We start from the raw sequence: 16,791 nt of genomic DNA, 5'->3' as shown, positions 1-16,791 counted from the left end.
GTCAGCGAGACCAATCGATGAAAATGGGGAAAACGCTTGTTTTCCTCTATTTTTATCATTAAATGATGAAAATTCGTTTTCAAGAGACAAAAATGCTTGTCTTTGTCTGATAGAAGTGATATACTTAGAGAGTTGACTATGCACATGCCTGTGCAACCGCTCGATCATCGTCGCTCATCCTTTGAGCTTAAGTGGTTCGTCCCACGATGCTAGGCGAGTCTTCACAAAATACGGGGAAACCCAAAAATACATAGGAGGTGCATAATGAGCACATACGCAATCATTAAAACTGGCGGAAAACAAGTTAAAGTTGAAGTTGGTCAAGCAGTCTACGTTGAAAAATTGAACGTTGAAGCTGGTCAAGAAGTTACATTTAACGAAGTTGTTCTTGTTGGTGGTGAAAACACTGTTGTCGGAACTCCACTTGTTTCAGGAGCTACTGTTGTTGGAACTGTTGAAAAACAAGGAAAACAAAAGAAAGTTGTTACTTACAAGTACAAACCTAAAAAAGGTAGCCACCGTAAACAAGGTCACCGTCAACCTTACACTAAAGTTGTCATCAACGCAATCAACGCTTAATTTTTAGGAGAACACATGATACAAGCAGTCTTTGAACGAGCCGAAGATGGCGAGCTGAGGAGTGCAGAAATTACTGGTCACGCCGAAAGTGGCGAATACGGCTTAGATGTCGTGTGTGCATCGGTTTCTACGCTTGCCATTAACTTTGTCAACTCAGTTGAGAAATTTGCAGGCTATGAACCGGAACTAGAATTAAACGAAGAAGAGGGTGGCTTCATGCGGGTCACAATCCCGACAGACATTCCACCTCATCAAAGAGAAATGACCCAACTATTCTTTGAATCATTTTTCTTAGGGATGGCAAACTTATCGGAGAACTCATCCGAGTTCGTCCAAACAAGAGTTATCACAGAAAACTAACATGGAGGAAAACAATTATGTTGAAATTGAATCTTGCTAACTTGCAACTTTTCGCCCACAAAAAAGGTGGAGGTTCTACATCAAACGGACGTGATTCACAAGCTAAACGTCTTGGAGCTAAAGCAGCTGATGGACAAACTGTAACAGGTGGATCTATCCTTTACCGTCAACGCGGTACTCACATCTACCCAGGTGTGAACGTTGGACGTGGTGGAGACGATACTTTGTTCGCTAAAGTTGAAGGCGTAGTACGCTTCGAACGCAAAGGTCGCGATAAGAAACAAGTTTCTGTTTACCCAATCGCAAAATAAAAAGCGAAGAAACGGATTCAAAAACTCTCTGATTCATCAGGGAGTTTTTTTGATCTCTCTCGATTGATATCCCTATCTTTTTTCATCCTCTAGATTATGGTATAATGGAGTGATATTGTTAGAAGGAAGAAGACATGAATATTCAACAATTACGCTATGTTGTCGCGATTGCCAATAGTGGTACTTTTCGTGAAGCAGCTGAAAAAATGTACGTCAGTCAGCCGAGTCTGTCCATCTCTGTGAGAGACTTGGAGAAGGAACTGGGCTTTAAGATTTTCCGTCGGACTAGTTCAGGGACTTTCTTGACCCGCCGCGGGATGGAATTTTATGAAAAGGCCCAAGAATTGGTCAAGGGCTTTGATGTTTTTCAAAACCAGTATGCCAATCCTGAGGAAGAAAAGAAGGAATTCTCGATCTCGAGTCAGCACTATGATTTCCTTCCCCCTTTGATTACCCAATTCTCAGTCCTTTATCCTGAGAATAAAGACTTCCGGATCTTTGAGTCGACAACAGTTCAAATCCTGGATGAAGTGGCTCAGGGTCATAGTGAACTGGGGATTATCTACCTCAATAAGCAAAATACCAAAGGGATCATGCAACGGGTGGATAAACTGGGCTTGGAAGTCGTTGACCTGATTCCTTTCCAGACCCATATCTATTTGCGCAAGGGTCATCCATTAGCTAAGAAAGAATCCTTAGTGATGGAGGACTTGGCACATCTACCGACCGTTCGCTTCACCCAGGAAAAGGATGAGTATCTCTACTATTCGGAGAACTTCGTCGATACGAGTAGCAGTTCCCAGCTCTTCAATGTGACGGACCGCGCAACCCTGAATGGGATCTTAGAGCGGACCGATGCCTATGCGACCGGGTCTGGCTTCTTGGATAGCCAGTCGGTGAATGGTATTACGGTAATCCCCTTAATCGATGATCTGAATAATAAAATGGTCTATGTCAAGCGGGAAGAGGTGGATCTCTCACCAGTGGCTGAGAAGTTTGTCCAAGTTATGGAAGCCTACTTTGATGAGAAGAGGTAGGTAATGAAGAGAAAAGTAAGTATTTTTATTAGTATCTTCCTCTTGATTCTCCTAGATCAAGCGGTGAAGGGATATGTTGTCAAGGAGATCCCGTTAGGGGGTATGCGTCGCTTCATTCCCAAAGTGGTCAGTCTGACCTACCTCAAGAATTCTGGAGCGGCCTTCTCCATGTTAGAAAACCAACAGTGGTTCTTTACCATCATTACCCTGATTGCGATGGGAGCAGCCTTTGTCTATCTCTATCGTCATATCGAAGGTTCCATTTGGCTCTTGTTGGGATTGACCTTGATTATTTCTGGTGGTATTGGTAACTTTATTGACCGACTCCGTCAGGGCTTTGTCGTCGATATGTTCCACTTGGATTTTATGAATTTTGCCATCTTCAATGTAGCAGATATCTATTTAAGCATTGGGGTGGGACTGCTACTGATTTATCTTTTGAGAGAGGAGAGCCATGGAAGTTAGAGTAGAAGTCGCTGGTGCGCGACTGGATAAGGCCGTCTCAGAGTTGACGGAACTCTCACGTGGCTTGGCCAATGAACAGATCAAGGAAGGAAAGATCCTTGTCAACGGTCAAGTCAAAAAGGCCAAATATACCGTAAAAGAAGGGGATGTCATCAGTTATGAAGTCCCTCAAGTTGAAGAAGTGACCTACGAGGCAGAAGCTATCCCCTTAGAGATCATCTATCAGGATGCGGATATCGCGGTAGTCAATAAACCCCAGGGCATGGTGGTCCATCCTAGTGCCGGGCATACCAGTGGGACCCTGGTCAATGCCCTCATGTATCACATTAAGGACCTGTCAGGGATCAATGGCGAGCTTCGTCCGGGCATTGTTCATCGGATTGACAAGGATACCTCTGGTCTCCTCATGGTGGCCAAGAACGATGCGGCCCATGTAGCCTTGGCAGATGAGCTCAAGGCTAAGAAGTCCCTGCGTAAGTATTGGGCCATTGTACATGGCAATCTACCCAACGATCGGGGTGTCATTGAGGCGCCGATTGGGCGAAGTGACAAGGATCGTAAGAAGCAGGCTGTGACAGCCAAAGGAAAACCAGCCCTGACCCGTTTCCATGTCTTGGAGCGTTTCGGGGATTATAGCTTGGTTGAACTGCAATTGGAGACAGGGCGAACTCACCAAATTCGGGTTCACATGGCCTACATTGGTCATCCGGTCGCTGGTGATGAAGTCTATGGCCCTCGCAAGACTTTGAAAGGCCATGGCCAATTCCTCCATGCCAAGACACTGGGCTTTACTCATCCACGGACGGGAGAAGTCATGGAGTTTTCAGTGGAGGTACCAGAGATTTTCCAAGAAACCTTGGAGCAGCTTCGCCAAGGATAAGCATTCAATCATCAAAACGAGTTTGATACCTTTGGTTCAAACTCGTTTTTTTGTGGGCAAAGAGCCTTCCCCTGGTCCGCTCTTAGTAATTTTTAAGGCTTTCATGGTATAATGTTACAATCGAATACTCTGGAGAATGAAGGATATGAAGAATAAGAGAATTGTGTTTAAAGTGGGGACCTCTTCCCTGACCAATCAAGATGGGAGCTTGTCTCGGAGTAAGGTCAAGGCCATCACCCAGCAACTGGCTCTCTTACATGAGCAAGGGCATGAATTGATTTTGGTCTCTTCGGGGGCGATTGCGGCTGGATTTGGTGCACTTGGATTCAAAAAACGCCCGACCAAGATCGCAGACAAGCAGGCTTCTGCAGCAGTTGGTCAAGGTCTGCTATTAGAAGAATATACCTCCAATCTGCTGGTACGCGACATCGTCTCTGCCCAGGTCCTTTTGACCCAGGATGACTTTGTCGACCAACGTCGCTATAAAAATGCCCACCAGGCTCTGTCTGTCCTCTTGCAAAGAGGGGCTATTCCGATTATCAATGAAAACGATACAGTTTCGATTGAAGAACTCAAGGTCGGAGACAACGATACCCTGAGTGCCCAAGTGGCGGCTATGGTCCAGGCGGATCTCTTGGTCTTACTGACAGATGTCGATGGTCTCTATACGGGCCATCCTCAAAAGGATCCGACTGCCAAACTCTTGGATCGAATTGATTCAATCAGCAAGGAGATTATCGAGATGGCCGGTGGAGCGGGCTCTAGCAATGGGACAGGGGGCATGCTGACAAAAATCAAGGCAGCTACGATTGCCACAGAGTCAGGAGTCCCTGTTTACATCTGTTCATCCTTGAAAGAAGATGCCTTGCTTGAAGCGGCAGAGAAGACCCAGGATGGCAGCTATTTTACAGCTCAGGACAAATTTTTGCGCAATCAGAAACAATGGCTGGCCTTCTATGCCCCTAGTCAAGGTTCTGTATGGCTGGACCAAGGAGCGGTTAAGGCCGTCAAAGAAGAGGGCAAGAGTATCCTTGTGTCCGGTGTGGTAAAGGTTGAGGGAGGCTTCACTTACTCGGATATTATCACGGTGCATGATGCCGTATCTGGACAGGTTATTGGGAAAGGGCGTACCCGCTTGGGGGCTGCCGCCATTAAAGATCTGCTCCACGGTCAAAAGCCAAAAGGCATCGTCATTCACCGGGATGATTGGATTACCATCACACCTGAGGTAGAACTCTTATTTACAGAATTTTAAAGGAGGAATCAGATGGAGACAATCGAACAGATTCGCCTGGCCAAACAGGCCAAAAAAAGTATTAATACTGCGACAAGTGATGAAAAAAATAAAGCCTTAAGAGCTATGGCCAACGCGTTAGTCGAGGCCACAGCTGAAATTCTAGCAGCTAATCAATTGGATATGGAAGCAGCTCGGGGACGGATTTCGGAGGTGATGCTGGATCGCCTGCTCTTGACGGAAGAGCGGATTCAAGCCATGGCCGATGGGATTCTCCAAGTGGTTGCCCTACCAGATCCGGTTGGAGAGCTCTTGGAGGAGCGGACCCTGGACAATGGCTTGGTCATTCAGAAGAAACGGGTAGCCATGGGGGTCATTGGGATTATCTATGAAAGTCGTCCCAACGTGACCTCTGATGCAGCGGCTTTAGCTCTGAAAAGTGGGAGTGCTGTTGTCCTTCGCAGTGGCAAGGATGCCTATCAGACAGCCCATGCTATCGTTTCAGCCTTAAAAACAGGCTTGCAAGCGACCACCATTGATCCCGCTGTCTTACAGTTGGTAGAAGATACTAGTCGGGAGAGTAGTCTAGTCATGATGAAGGCTAAGGGGGATTTAGACCTTCTTATCCCACGTGGGGGAGCTGGCTTGATTCAGGCAGTCGTAGAGCAAGCGATTGTACCCGTGATTGAGACAGGGACAGGGATTGTGCATGTCTATGTGGATAAGGAAGCTGATTTCCAGAAAGCACTCGCCATTATCGAAAATGCAAAAACCAGTCGCCCCTCTGTCTGCAATGCCATGGAAGTCCTCTTGGTACATGAAGCCCTTGCTGGAGATTTTCTTCCGATGGTGAAGAAAGTCTTGGTAGATGAGGCTCCGGTGCCAGTGGAGCTACGCTTAGATACCCAAGCCCAACAAATTATTACTGGGACACCGGCTTCTGAGACTGACTTTGATACGGAATTCTTGGATTATGTCATGGCTGTGAAGGTGGTCCCTTCTGTAGAAGAAGCGATTGCTCATATTGAAGCCCATAGTACCCACCATTCAGATGCCATTGTCTCTGAAGATCCAAGAGCCATTGAGCTCTTCAGCAACCAGGTAGACTCGGCAGCCGTTTATGTCAATGCCTCGACCCGCTTCACAGATGGCGGAGAGTTTGGCCTAGGCTGTGAAATGGGGATCTCGACCCAGAAATTACATGCGCGTGGTCCTATGGGCTTGCGTGAGCTGACCAGCTATAAGTATCTGGTCACTGGAAACGGTCAAGTGAGGTAAGAGATGAAAGTAGCATTTATCGGTCTTGGAAATATGGGAGCTAGTCTGGCCAAAGCGGTCTCAAAAGAAGTGGCTACCACAGACTTGCTCTTGGTCAACCGTTCCTCGCAAAAAGTGGAAGAGTTTATCAGCCTGTATGGGGGGACAACGTCTCATCTGCAACAGGCCTTTGAAGAGGCGGAGGTCATCTTCTTAGGGGTCAAACCCTATCAGATCTGCCCTTTACTAGAAGAGTACCTGGATATTTTGACCCAACGATCCAATCTCCTGTTGGTTTCCATGGCTGCAGGCCTAGAACTAGAAAAGATGGCTGCTGTGGTTAAGAATGACCGAGTGGGGCTCATTCGTATCATGCCCAATACGCCCGTAGCCATTGGGCAAGGTGTCATCAGTTTGGCCCGCTCCCAAGTAGTGACAGACCAACAAGTAGCCCAAGTCAAACAGCTCTTAGCAGGAGCAGGAGCCCTCTACGAAATGGAAGAAAAATTGATGGATGCTGCAACTGCTGTGGCAGGCTGTGGTCCAGCCTTTGTCTATCAAATGATCGAAGCCATGGCAGATGCTGGAGTGAGCTTAGGGCTTCCACGTGAGCAAGCCTTGCAGATGGCCGCCCAGACCTTCCAAGGAGCTAGTCAAATGGTCCTAGAGACAGGCGAGCATCCAGCCTGCTTGCGAGATGCAGTTTGTAGCCCAGGTGGCTCTACTATCGCAGGAGTCAATCGTCTGGAACAAGTTGGCTTACGGGGCGACATTATTGCAGGAGTGGAAGCAGCCTACAAACGCACCCAAGAAATGGGACAAGAGGCAGCGAAGAAATAGAAAAAAGATTGGTTTTGGCCAATCTTTCAAATTGAAAATAATGTCCTCTTAGAAACTTTCCTTAGGTGAGATTGGACGTCAGCGAACTTCCTCGAAGTTCCATGACTAATTATTGAGCCTAAGGTCTCAATAATTCCGAGTGCCTGAAACTATTACGTTTCAGGCACTTTTCTCACGGCGGAAAAGTTTCAATAGAGGATTGGATAATTCTTGATTTGTTAGATTTGTATAATAGAACATTTTTTCTTTGTTCTCCAAGATTGGTTTTGGCCAATCTTTTTTACGTTAGAGCGACTCTATTTCTACCAAACCATTTTCGGTCAGACGATAGATTTTTTGGCAGACTTCTTTGAGGAAGGTCCGGTCGTGAGAGACCGTGACTAGTCCGCCTGGGTAGTCTGCAAATAGGCGTCGAATTTCTGGTTGGGAAGTGGGGGAAAAATTACGAGTAGGCTCGTCCAAGAGCAGAAACTGGGGCCTTGTGAGTACTAATTGAAGGAGAAAGAGTTTTCCTTGCTGGCCACCAGAAAGTTCAGAGATAGGATGGTGCATTTCAGAATAGGTAAAGTTGAGGGAGGCTAAATGCAATTGAATGGTATTGATTTCTTCGCGATCGCCTGAATGCTGTAAGAATTGAACGGGTGTCTGAGTCAGAGGGAGGAGTTCCGTGTAATCTTGTGGCATATAGGCAGTGCGGATACTCATATTCTCCTGTAAAAGATCCCAGATCATTTTTAGGAAAGTGGATTTCCCAACACCATTTGAACCGATAATCCCTATCTTGTCCTGCCCTTGAAGAGTGAGGGAGAGGTTCTTAAGCAGGACCCGATCGCCAATTACGAGCTCTTCCTGATCTAAGAGAAGGACTCTTTTTTGGGGAGACAAGGGAGTGAGGGGAGGGAAATGCAGATGGATGATTTCCTCATCATAGGGTTGGGAAGTCATGGATTGGAATTCTCGCTCATAGCGCTTTTCTTGTGAGAGGAGGGACTTCATTTTCTTTGCCAGGAGACGTCCAGCAGTGCTATCCTTAGTGTTTCGTAAGGATGTTTCGACTTGCTGACGGACGCGACGATGCTTCTCCATTGTTTTTCGGTAGGTTCGTTGATCGTTGGCAGCTTGCTGGGACTGTTGCTTAAATTGTTGCTCCCTCTGGCTACTGTAGTCTTGATAGCCTAGGTGCTCTACAATGGTTTCAGCCTCCTTGCGGTGTTTGATCTGTCTTAGATGGATGATCGTATCCGCTGTCTGAGTCAAAAAATCCTCATGATGGGAAATAAATAAAATGGTTTGGGGGCTCGTTTGAATCATCTGCTGGAGCCAGTCTAGGGTTTCCAAATCCAAATCGTTTGAAGGTTCATCTAAAAATAGTATTTCATGAGGACGACAAAGTTCGTGTAGCAGTTGGACTTTGAGGGCTTCTCCTCCAGATAGACTTCCAATAGCTTGGCCACTCGCAAAGCGGTCGCTGTCAAAATGCAATTGATCAGCCAGTCTGTAGAGGGTGGCATAGTCTAACTCGTCTTCTCCAAAAAAATATTCTTCCAAGGTTTTTCCCTTCAAGGCTTCCGGCAAAGTCTGGGGGATATAGGCATAGGAGTGAAAGGAAGTGGTGATTTGGCCTTCTATGGTCAGATAATCTGGTAGGGATTTTGGGGACATGAGGACATGAAGCAAGGAAGATTTTCCATTTCCTTCTTCGCCAATAATGGCAACCTTTTCCCCTTCATGAATGGTTAGGGACAGATCGCGAACCAAATCTCGTAAATCTTTTGTATGGCGGATGGTGAGGTGGGATAGTTTTAGCATAAGATTCCTTTCTATTGGGACAAAAAACAGCTCTACCTATTTAGTAGAGCTGTATTCAAGTGGAACCCAAGCAGAAAAAGACCTAATATAGCCAACAAGAAGTTGGAGAATAGGCAAGAGGGTACACAAAAAGAGATAGAACAAGCAGTCCACTAAATAAAGTATCTTATTTAACGAAACTTAGTTGTTCATATCTCCTTACCTCCGAATGTGATTAGCTTTATTCTATTCCTTTCATTCCTTCTTGTCAAGGAAATCCTTACTTTACCCTCCCTTTTCTGCTCGGGCTTTGGTGCGAAATGTGGTATAATAAAGGTTATGCAAGCTAAACCGTCCTCTGCCTATGTGCATATTCCATTTTGTACCCAGATTTGTTATTATTGTGACTTTTCGAAGGTTTTTATCAAGAATCAGCCGGTCGATGCTTATCTGGAACACCTGATCCAGGAGACTCGGTCATATGAGATTGGCAAACTCCGGACCCTATACATCGGTGGAGGGACACCGACAGCTCTATCTGCCCAGCAACTGGCCTATCTCTTGACAGAATTGCCCAAGGTCATGGACCTATCGGAGGTAGAGGAGTTTACCATCGAGGCCAATCCTGGAGATTTGGATCCGGATAAGATCGCAGTCCTCAAGGACTCTCAGGTCAATCGGGTCTCTCTGGGAGTCCAAACCTTTGATAATAAGATGTTGAAGAAGATTGGTCGGAGCCACCAGGAGCAAGATATTTATGACAATATCCGCCACCTCAAGCAGGCTGGCTTTGACAATATTTCCATTGACTTAATCTATGCTCTGCCGAGTCAGACCATGGACCAGGTCAAGGAAAATGTCGCTAAGGCCATCGACCTGGACATTCCCCACATGAGTCTCTATAGCTTGATTTTAGAGAACCACACGGTCTTTATGAATCGGATGAGACGGGGCAAGCTTCCTCTACCGAAAGAGGAGCTGGAAGCAGAGATGTTCGAGTACATCATTGAGGAATTGGAAAAAGCAGGCTTTGAGCACTATGAGATTTCCAATTTTTCCAAGCCTGGTTTTGAAAGTCGCCACAATCTGGTCTACTGGGATAATGCAGAATACTATGGTCTAGGAGCAGGAGCTTCTGGTTATGTGGATGGGATTCGCTACAAGAATCACGGACCTATCCGGCATTATCTGGAAGCAGTTGAAGCAGGTAAGGCTCGAATCACAGAGGAGCACCTGACACTGGAAGAGAAGATGGAAGAGGAGTTGTTCCTCGGTCTACGGAAAAAGACAGGTGTGTCCAAGGCACGTTTTGAAGAGAAATTCGGTGTGTCCTTTGACCAACGCTATGGACAAGTGGTTGCCAGTCTGACGGAGCAGGGACTTTTGGTTCCAGATGACAAGCAAGTCCGGATGACCAAGAGAGGTTTGTTCCTTGGTGATACCGTAGCAGAGAAATTTATATTGGAGTAAACGATGGCTAAAATTTATCAGTATGACATGAAAGTCCCCTTTGATATGAGCGATGTGAATGGCTTTATCAAAATGCCACAGCTCATCCTCTTGTCCTTGCAAGTCTCAGGCATGCAGTCGATGGAGATTGGTATCAGTGACAGGGACCTGCTCGAACAGTACAATCTAGTCTGGATCATCACCGACTATGACATCACGGTTCATCGCCTGCCGGTCTTTGATGAACAGATTACCATTGAGACTCAGGCCCTGGCCCACAATCGTCTCTTTTGCTACCGTTCCTTTGTGGTCAGAGACCAGAATGGGGAAGCTATCGTCGAGATGGTGGCCACCTTTGTCTTGATGGATCGGGATAGTCGTAAGGTCCAATCCGTACCGGAGGAGATTACCGATCCATATGAGTCACCGTTTGAGAAGAAGATCCGCCGTGGTCCACGCTATCCAGAACTGAATGGGGCCATGGAGCAGAACTACCATGTACGTTTCTATGATTTAGACATGAACGGCCATGTGAACAACAGCAAGTACCTAGACTGGGTCTTCGAAGTGATGGGAGCAGAATTCCTAACCCAGCATATCCCTAAACGGGTCCACCTCAAGTATGTTAAGGAGGTCCTGCCTGGGGGCATGATTACCTCTAGCGTTGAGCGAGAAGGGATGATCAGCAATCATGTCATCTCATCAGAAGGCCAAGTACACGCCCAAGCCCTCATCACTTGGGAAGAAATAGATAAGGAAACATTATGGAAAAAAGAAGATTAAAACAGAAAAAAGAAGACTTGATGGAGGTTCAACGACGGGTTGTTGCCTATGCTCGTCGTAAGAAAAATCCTCTCTATGTATTGGGAGATGGTTTCTTAACCTTAGTCGCAGCCTTTTATATCTTTATTGAGGAAGCGATTCGTTTTGTACGCTACCGATTGAGTTTTGAAGACTTTCTTCGTTTTCTCAAGGAAGATGTACGCTGGTATCGTGTTTGGATTCATTTGATTTTGGCCTTTATCCTGCCTGTCGTCGTCTTTTCTTTGAGTATCACTAGCCAATCAGGTAGTTTTTGGAGTAACTTCTTTGATAAGCTCTCACAAGGTGTTCTCTTCAGTACGACTGTCAGCCTCGCAGCGACTTTAATGACAGATTTCATTGAGACCATGAAGCCTATTCAGGCTGGCAAAGAGACTAATGAGGAAAAAGAAACTGGCGTCTATACCATTACCATTGATCAGGCTAAGATTGGTGGCTTAATGGTGACCATCGTCATCTTGATGATTTCATCCTTCCTCTTTACTCAGGCTGGAAAAGCAAGTATCAATTTCTTCGGTCTTGTCCTTCAATTTGCCTTATACGGGGCTTGCTTGCTTCTGTATGGAGCAGGTGGCCAGTTTCAAGTTCAGGAGAAAGAAGCAGAGGAAGTAAGTGAAAAAGGAGACCAAGAATCTCATGACTTATAAGGGTTATTTAATTGACTTAGACGGAACCATCTACAAAGGGAAAGAGCGGATCCCAGCCGGGGAAGCCTTTGTCCACGAATTGCAAGAGCGTCAGATCCCCTACCTCTTTGTGACCAACAATACCACGCGGACGCCGGAAATGGTCCAAAAGATGCTGGCAGGCCAGTTCAACATCGAAACGCCACTGGATACCATCTATACAGCGACGTTAGCGACCATTGATTATATGGTGGACATGAATCTTGGAAAAACCGCCTATGTCATTGGAGATGTTGGCTTGAAACAAGCAATTGCTGAGGCAGGCTTCGTAGAAGATACTGTCAATCCAGCCTATGTCGTGGTTGGTCTCGACTGGGAAGTGGACTATGAGAAATTCTCTATCGCTACCTTGGCCATTCAAAAGGGAGCCCATTTCATCGGGACCAATCCTGACCTCAATATCCCGACAGAGCGGGGAATGATGCCAGGGGCAGGAGCTCTAAATGCTCTTATCGAAGCGGCAACGCGCGTGAAGCCGACCTTTATCGGTAAGCCCAATGCCATCATTATGGACAAGGCCATCGCTCACCTGGGACTAGAGCGCGAAGAAGTGGTCATGGTGGGAGACAATTACCTGACCGACATCCGAGCAGGAATTGACAATGGCATTCCTACTTTGCTGGTGACAACTGGCTTTACCAAGCCAGAAGAAGTGCCAGACCTGCCCTTGCCACCAACGCACGTCCTATCTAGCTTAGCGGAGTGGGATTTCGATGCGTGATCGGTTAAAGGTAACGGGCTTTGTCCTCTGGCTCTTAGCAACAGTGATTTTAGGTACCATCCTCGTAGCCTGGTTGATTTATCCCATGGAGATTAGCTGGTTACGGATTCAGAATCGGACCGGTTTGACTCCTGCAGTCATTCAGAAGAACTTTCAAGTCCTCATGCAGTATTTGACCAGTCCTTTTAATTGGAAGCTGGAGATGCCAGATTTTCCATCCTCTCCAGATGGCCTCCATCATTTTCAAGCAGTCAAGTACCTCTTTCACCTGACTCAGATCTTGTTCCTGGTCTTGTTGCCAGTGGCTATACGATTTATTCGAACAGTGATGCGTAAAGGCTACGCAGGTCTCTATCGCCCTGTATTTGGTGGGATGGTTCTCTTGCCTATCGTCATAGGAGGAGTGACCCTATTTATTGGCTTTGATCAATTCTTTACCCTCTTTCACCAAGTCCTCTTTGTCGGAGATGCTACTTGGCTCTTTGATCCCTACAAGGATCCCATCATATTAGCTCTTCCGGAGGACTATTTCCTACATGCCTTTCTGATTTTCTTTGTTCTCTATGAGGGGGCTTTTGGATGGTGCTACGGATGGAGCCGGAAAACAAAAACAGTAGATTAGCGGAGTGAATGGATGAAACAGTTTAATCGATTTTTAGATCCCAAAAAGGATTTGGGAAGCTTTTCGGGGATGGTTTGTCTCTATCTCTTGGTCATGGTCTTTGTTAGCATCATTTTGACCTTTGCCATTACCCTCTTTATGTTTGGACGGTATGGATTGGAGATGGCAGAGAAGCAGGAGTATGTAGAAAATCTCATCAATGGGAATGGGATTAGCTATCTAATATCTGTCAGTATAGGAGTCCTCCTATTTGCCCTCTATCGGCAAGGCTCCCTCTTTAAAGGAGATGTGAGACAAAAGGGACGCAAGATGACCTGGCAGACTTTCTTAGTGTTCATTGCCTTCTTGGGGTTTGCCCAATTGGCTTCTAGTGCCTTATCTCAGCTCTTAGACCACATGATGGAAACCTTGGGCTTTTTCAAGCCTCAAGAGGACATGTCTGAACAACTCAGCCAGTCTTGGAGTCTCTTACTCTATGCGACCCTGATCGGTCCTATCACAGAGGAATTGGTATTCCGGGCGGCTGGCTTGAGAGCCTTAGAAAAGTATGGAAAAGTCTTTGCGATCGTCATGACAGCCTTGGCTTTTGGAATGTTCCATGCCAATTTTGATCAGTTGTTCTTTGCGACGATTATTGGTTTAGGCTTTGGCTACTTGACCTTCGAGTATTCGATCTGGTGGGCCATTTTCTACCATATCTTTAACAACCTGGTCCTCTCTCAAGGGCTTCATTACCTCGGCACGCATGTCAATATGAATGTGGCCGAATGGGTTCAAATTCTTGTCTTTTTAGGGGGAACCATCGCCTTTACCATCGTCTTGATTTTAAAGAGAAAAGCTATTTTTCACTACATTCAAGAAAACCGACCAGCACCAGGCGTCTTCCAAAGAAGCCTGTATTCCTTCTGGTTCTGGGTCTTGGTCCTTGGGACAACCCTTATGTCCTTACTTCCTTACCTAAGAGGTTATTAATATCAAGAGGCTGGGACAAAAGTCCTAGCCTCTCAATTTTTTTTGGATTGTCGAGCAATACGCAGTGGTTGAGTGGGCTCTACTACGCTGGTTTTATCAGCTTTTACAGCCCTGCTCAACTGTGCGGAGGTGGGACGACGAAATCGAATTCTAACGAATTACCGATTTCTGTCCCACTCTCTTTTTTGCTATAATAGAGAGTATGAATAACTTGATTAAATCCAAGCTCGAGCTCTTGCCGACGAGTCCGGGCTGTTACATTCACAAAGACAAGAACGGTACCATCATCTATGTGGGGAAGGCCAAGAATCTTCGCAATCGAGTGAGGTCCTATTTTAGAGGGAGCCACGACACCAAGACGGAAGCCCTGGTATCTGAGATTGTGGATTTTGAGTTTATCGTCACTGAGTCCAATATTGAAGCCTTGCTTCTTGAGATCAACCTCATCAAGGAGAACAAGCCCAAGTACAATATCATGCTCAAGGACGACAAGTCCTATCCCTTCATCAAGATTACCAATGAGCGCTATCCGCGTCTCATCATCACGCGCCAGGTCAAAAAGGATGGCGGTCTCTATTTCGGTCCCTATCCAGATGTGGGAGCGGCCAATGAGATCAAGCGGCTCTTGGATCGGATTTTCCCTTTCCGCAAGTGTACTAATCCGCCTTCCAAGGTCTGCTTTTACTACCATTTAGGGCAGTGTATGGCCCATACTGTCTGTCACAAGGACGAGGCCTATTTCAAGGGCATGGCCCAGGAGGTTTCTGATTTCCTTAAGGGGCAGGATGACAAGATTATCGATGAGCTCAAGCTCAAGATGACTACCGCTGCGCAAAACATGGAATTTGAGCGGGCGGCCGAGTATCGGGATCTGATCCAGGCCATCGGGACCCTGCGGACCAAACAGCGGGTCATGGCCAAGGATTTGCAGAACCGGGATGTCTTTGGCTACTACGTGGACAAGGGCTGGATGTGTGTGCAGGTCTTCTTTGTCCGTCAGGGCAAGCTGATCGAGCGGGATGTCAACCTCTTCCCTTACTACAATGATCCAGACGAGGATTTTTTGACCTATGTAGGGCAGTTTTACCAGGAGAAATCTCACCTGATTCCCAATGAAATCCTGATCCCTCAGGATATCGATGAGGAAGCGGTCAAGGCCCTAGTGGATACCAAGGTCCTCAAGCCCCAGCGAGGGGAGAAGAAGCAGTTGGTCAATCTGGCTATTAAGAATGCGCGTGTCAGTCTGGAGCAGAAGTTCAATCTCCTTGAAAAATCCATGGAAAAGACCCAAGGTGCTATTGAAAATCTTGGAAAACTTCTGCAAATTCCAACCCCTGTGCGCATTGAATCCTTTGATAACTCCAACATCATGGGGACCAGTCCGGTCTCAGCCATGGTGGTCTTTGTCAATGGGAAACCAAGTAAAAAGGACTACCGCAAGTACAAGATTAAGACTGTCGTCGGGCCAGACGACTATGCCAGCATGCGGGAGGTCATTCGCAGACGTTACAGCCGGGTTATGCGGGATGGCCTGACGCCACCAGATCTGATCGTCATTGATGGGGGTCAGGGGCAAGTTAATATCGCTAAGCAAGTCATCCAAGAAGAATTGGGGTTGGATATTCCCATCGCAGGCCTGCAAAAGAATGACAAGCACCAAACCCATGAATTGCTCTTCGGGGATCCTCTCCAAGTCATTGAACTCTCACGGACTTCTCAGGAATTTTTCCTACTCCAACGGATCCAGGATGAAGTCCACCGTTTCGCCATCACCTTCCACCGCCAGCTTCGGTCCAAGAATTCCTTCTCCTCTCAGTTGGACGGCATTGAAGGCTTGGGACCAAAACGCAAGCAACTGCTGATGAAGCACTTCAAGTCACTGACCAAGATCAAAGAAGCCACTGTGGATGAGATCGTTACGGTCGGTATCCCACGAGCAGTCGCGGAGGCGGTGCAAGCCAAGCTCCATCAAGGAAAGCAAGAAGAAGCAAGTCCCTTGATGGAAGTGGCGGAGCCGGTAAAAGACTTGCAGTAAAGGATTTTATTTTTAGGGGAAAAAATGGAACTTCTTGATACAAAAATTGAAAGTAACGGTTTTATTTTTTATGGGAAATTCTCTGAGGGTCTTTTCCAAGAGTGGTTAAAAATCACAACTATACTGGCATCTAAAAGTGACCTTCAAAATGAGCTCTTGTTTCAGGTTGGGTTTAGTATTTATAAGCTGATAGAAGTGGAAAAACAGCAGTTTAGACTTGTCTCCATTGATTATGAAGCTAACCCTTTTAAAGATTTTACAGAGGATTTAACGGTAGCACTTTGGATCCAGTCCGAACAGGCTAGTCTCGCTAAAGAATTGCAGATAAATCCCACAGAAACTCGATTTGACGATAAAATCCTGATTGCCAAAGGTGTCTTTGAGGATGAGCATACCTATCTGCAAAGACAAAATACTCAAAGACGGAGAGACTCAGGCTGGTTTATGGGCTACCAAAGGCAAGATAATGAAGACTTTGTTGGCATTCACGCTTTTGAACTATTGAAATGGAATCTAAAACTTATAAAAGTGTTGGTCTTACCAACTGATTATCTAGTTTTTGTTAATGATGGAGAAATCCATTCAATTTTAAACGATTGCGATGAAGAAATTTTTCCGATTTCGTAAGTCTATTCATTAAACGTAAGAGAAACCATCCAATCCAAATGGATGGTTTTCACTATTTTTATTTGTTTTTGTTATACTTAATATACACAGATTTTTCAATCCAAAA

General features: G+C 46.1%; 18 protein-coding genes and 1 other annotated feature. Of the genes, 17 read left to right on the top strand and 1 reads right to left on the bottom strand.

All coding sequences use genetic code 11. The features are described 5' to 3' along the window. Window positions 1-144 precede the first annotated feature (144 nt). Window positions 145-231: a sequence feature (ribosomal protein L21 leader region), on the top strand. 33 nt (window positions 232-264) lie between these two features. The 9 genes from rplU to proC all read left to right on the top strand — a co-directional run bounded on the left by rplU (window position 265) and on the right by proC (window position 6,963). After that, complete coding sequence (gene rplU / locus ACOXXR_RS05530; RefSeq protein ID WP_003007734.1) at window positions 265-579, top strand: 50S ribosomal protein L21; 315 nt, start codon at window positions 265-267, stop codon at window positions 577-579. Window positions 580-594: 15 nt separating this feature from the next. Next, on the top strand, window positions 595-939 hold the full coding sequence (locus tag ACOXXR_RS05525; RefSeq protein ID WP_006596492.1) for a ribosomal-processing cysteine protease Prp: 345 nt from the start codon (window positions 595-597) through the stop codon (window positions 937-939). Between the two features lie 17 nt (window positions 940-956). Next, window positions 957-1,250 carry a 50S ribosomal protein L27 gene (gene rpmA / locus ACOXXR_RS05520; protein WP_003002805.1) on the top strand — a complete coding sequence of 98 codons (294 nt, stop codon included), beginning with the start codon at window positions 957-959 and terminating at the stop codon, window positions 1,248-1,250. Between the two features lie 134 nt (window positions 1,251-1,384). Continuing rightward, the gene (locus tag ACOXXR_RS05515) at window positions 1,385-2,287 is read left to right on the top strand and encodes a LysR family transcriptional regulator (RefSeq protein ID WP_048690250.1); all 903 of its coding nucleotides are present in this window, start codon (window positions 1,385-1,387) and stop codon (window positions 2,285-2,287) included. A gap of 3 nt (window positions 2,288-2,290) precedes the next feature. Further along, complete coding sequence (gene lspA / locus ACOXXR_RS05510) at window positions 2,291-2,752, top strand: signal peptidase II (RefSeq protein ID WP_129268991.1); 462 nt, start codon at window positions 2,291-2,293, stop codon at window positions 2,750-2,752. Further along, window positions 2,742-3,632: an RluA family pseudouridine synthase gene (locus ACOXXR_RS05505; protein WP_445278228.1), complete on the top strand. Its 891-nt coding sequence runs from the start codon at window positions 2,742-2,744 to the stop codon at window positions 3,630-3,632. The genes lspA and ACOXXR_RS05505 overlap by 11 nt, the downstream gene beginning before the upstream one ends. 145 nt (window positions 3,633-3,777) lie before the next feature. Further along, window positions 3,778-4,887, top strand: a complete 1,110-nt coding sequence (gene proB / locus ACOXXR_RS05500) for a glutamate 5-kinase (protein WP_445278227.1) — start codon at window positions 3,778-3,780, stop codon at window positions 4,885-4,887. Between the two features lie 12 nt (window positions 4,888-4,899). Then, on the top strand, window positions 4,900-6,144 hold the full coding sequence (locus tag ACOXXR_RS05495; protein ID WP_445278226.1) for a glutamate-5-semialdehyde dehydrogenase: 1,245 nt from the start codon (window positions 4,900-4,902) through the stop codon (window positions 6,142-6,144). A gap of 3 nt (window positions 6,145-6,147) precedes the next feature. Further along, complete coding sequence (gene proC, locus ACOXXR_RS05490) at window positions 6,148-6,963, top strand: pyrroline-5-carboxylate reductase (protein WP_445278225.1); 816 nt, start codon at window positions 6,148-6,150, stop codon at window positions 6,961-6,963. 285 nt (window positions 6,964-7,248) lie between these two features. Here the strand turns inward: proC and ACOXXR_RS05485 are convergent, their stop codons facing one another. Continuing rightward, on the bottom strand, window positions 7,249-8,772 hold the full coding sequence (locus tag ACOXXR_RS05485) for an ATP-binding cassette domain-containing protein (RefSeq protein ID WP_445278224.1): 1,524 nt from the start codon (window positions 8,770-8,772) through the stop codon (window positions 7,249-7,251). Between the two features lie 318 nt (window positions 8,773-9,090). Between ACOXXR_RS05485 and hemW the strand changes: the two genes are divergently transcribed. From hemW to ACOXXR_RS05445, 8 genes are all read left to right on the top strand, one after another. After that, entirely contained in the window at window positions 9,091-10,221 is a 1,131-nt protein-coding gene (gene hemW, locus ACOXXR_RS05480; RefSeq protein ID WP_445278223.1) for a radical SAM family heme chaperone HemW, read from the top strand. A gap of 3 nt (window positions 10,222-10,224) precedes the next feature. Beyond that, window positions 10,225-10,983, top strand: coding sequence for an acyl-ACP thioesterase domain-containing protein (locus tag ACOXXR_RS05475; protein ID WP_023023016.1), 759 nt, complete (start codon window positions 10,225-10,227; stop codon window positions 10,981-10,983). Further along, window positions 10,965-11,669, top strand: coding sequence for a hypothetical protein (locus tag ACOXXR_RS05470; RefSeq protein WP_445278222.1), 705 nt, complete (start codon window positions 10,965-10,967; stop codon window positions 11,667-11,669). The genes ACOXXR_RS05475 and ACOXXR_RS05470 overlap by 19 nt, the downstream gene beginning before the upstream one ends. After that, a complete protein-coding gene (locus ACOXXR_RS05465) occupies window positions 11,659-12,429 on the top strand; it encodes a TIGR01457 family HAD-type hydrolase (protein WP_445278221.1) in 771 nt (256 codons plus the stop codon). Before ACOXXR_RS05470 ends, ACOXXR_RS05465 begins: the two co-directional genes overlap by 11 nt. Next, complete coding sequence (locus ACOXXR_RS05460) at window positions 12,422-13,051, top strand: TIGR01906 family membrane protein (protein ID WP_445278220.1); 630 nt, start codon at window positions 12,422-12,424, stop codon at window positions 13,049-13,051. The genes ACOXXR_RS05465 and ACOXXR_RS05460 overlap by 8 nt, the downstream gene beginning before the upstream one ends. Before the next feature lie 12 nt (window positions 13,052-13,063). After that, window positions 13,064-14,023, top strand: a complete 960-nt coding sequence (locus tag ACOXXR_RS05455; protein ID WP_445278219.1) for a lysostaphin resistance A-like protein — start codon at window positions 13,064-13,066, stop codon at window positions 14,021-14,023. Window positions 14,024-14,225: 202 nt separating this feature from the next. Next, on the top strand, window positions 14,226-16,058 hold the full coding sequence (gene uvrC / locus ACOXXR_RS05450) for an excinuclease ABC subunit UvrC (RefSeq protein WP_445278218.1): 1,833 nt from the start codon (window positions 14,226-14,228) through the stop codon (window positions 16,056-16,058). Window positions 16,059-16,082: 24 nt separating this feature from the next. Further along, window positions 16,083-16,685 (top strand): immunity protein Imm33 domain-containing protein, encoded by a 603-nt coding sequence (locus ACOXXR_RS05445; RefSeq protein WP_445278217.1) that lies wholly within the window; start codon window positions 16,083-16,085, stop codon window positions 16,683-16,685. Window positions 16,686-16,791 lie beyond the last annotated feature (106 nt).

This window comes from Streptococcus sp. KHUD_013 (assembly GCF_052588545.1).
Note: the sequence above shows the minus strand (reverse complement) of the source record. Positions and strands in the feature narration are given on the sequence as shown.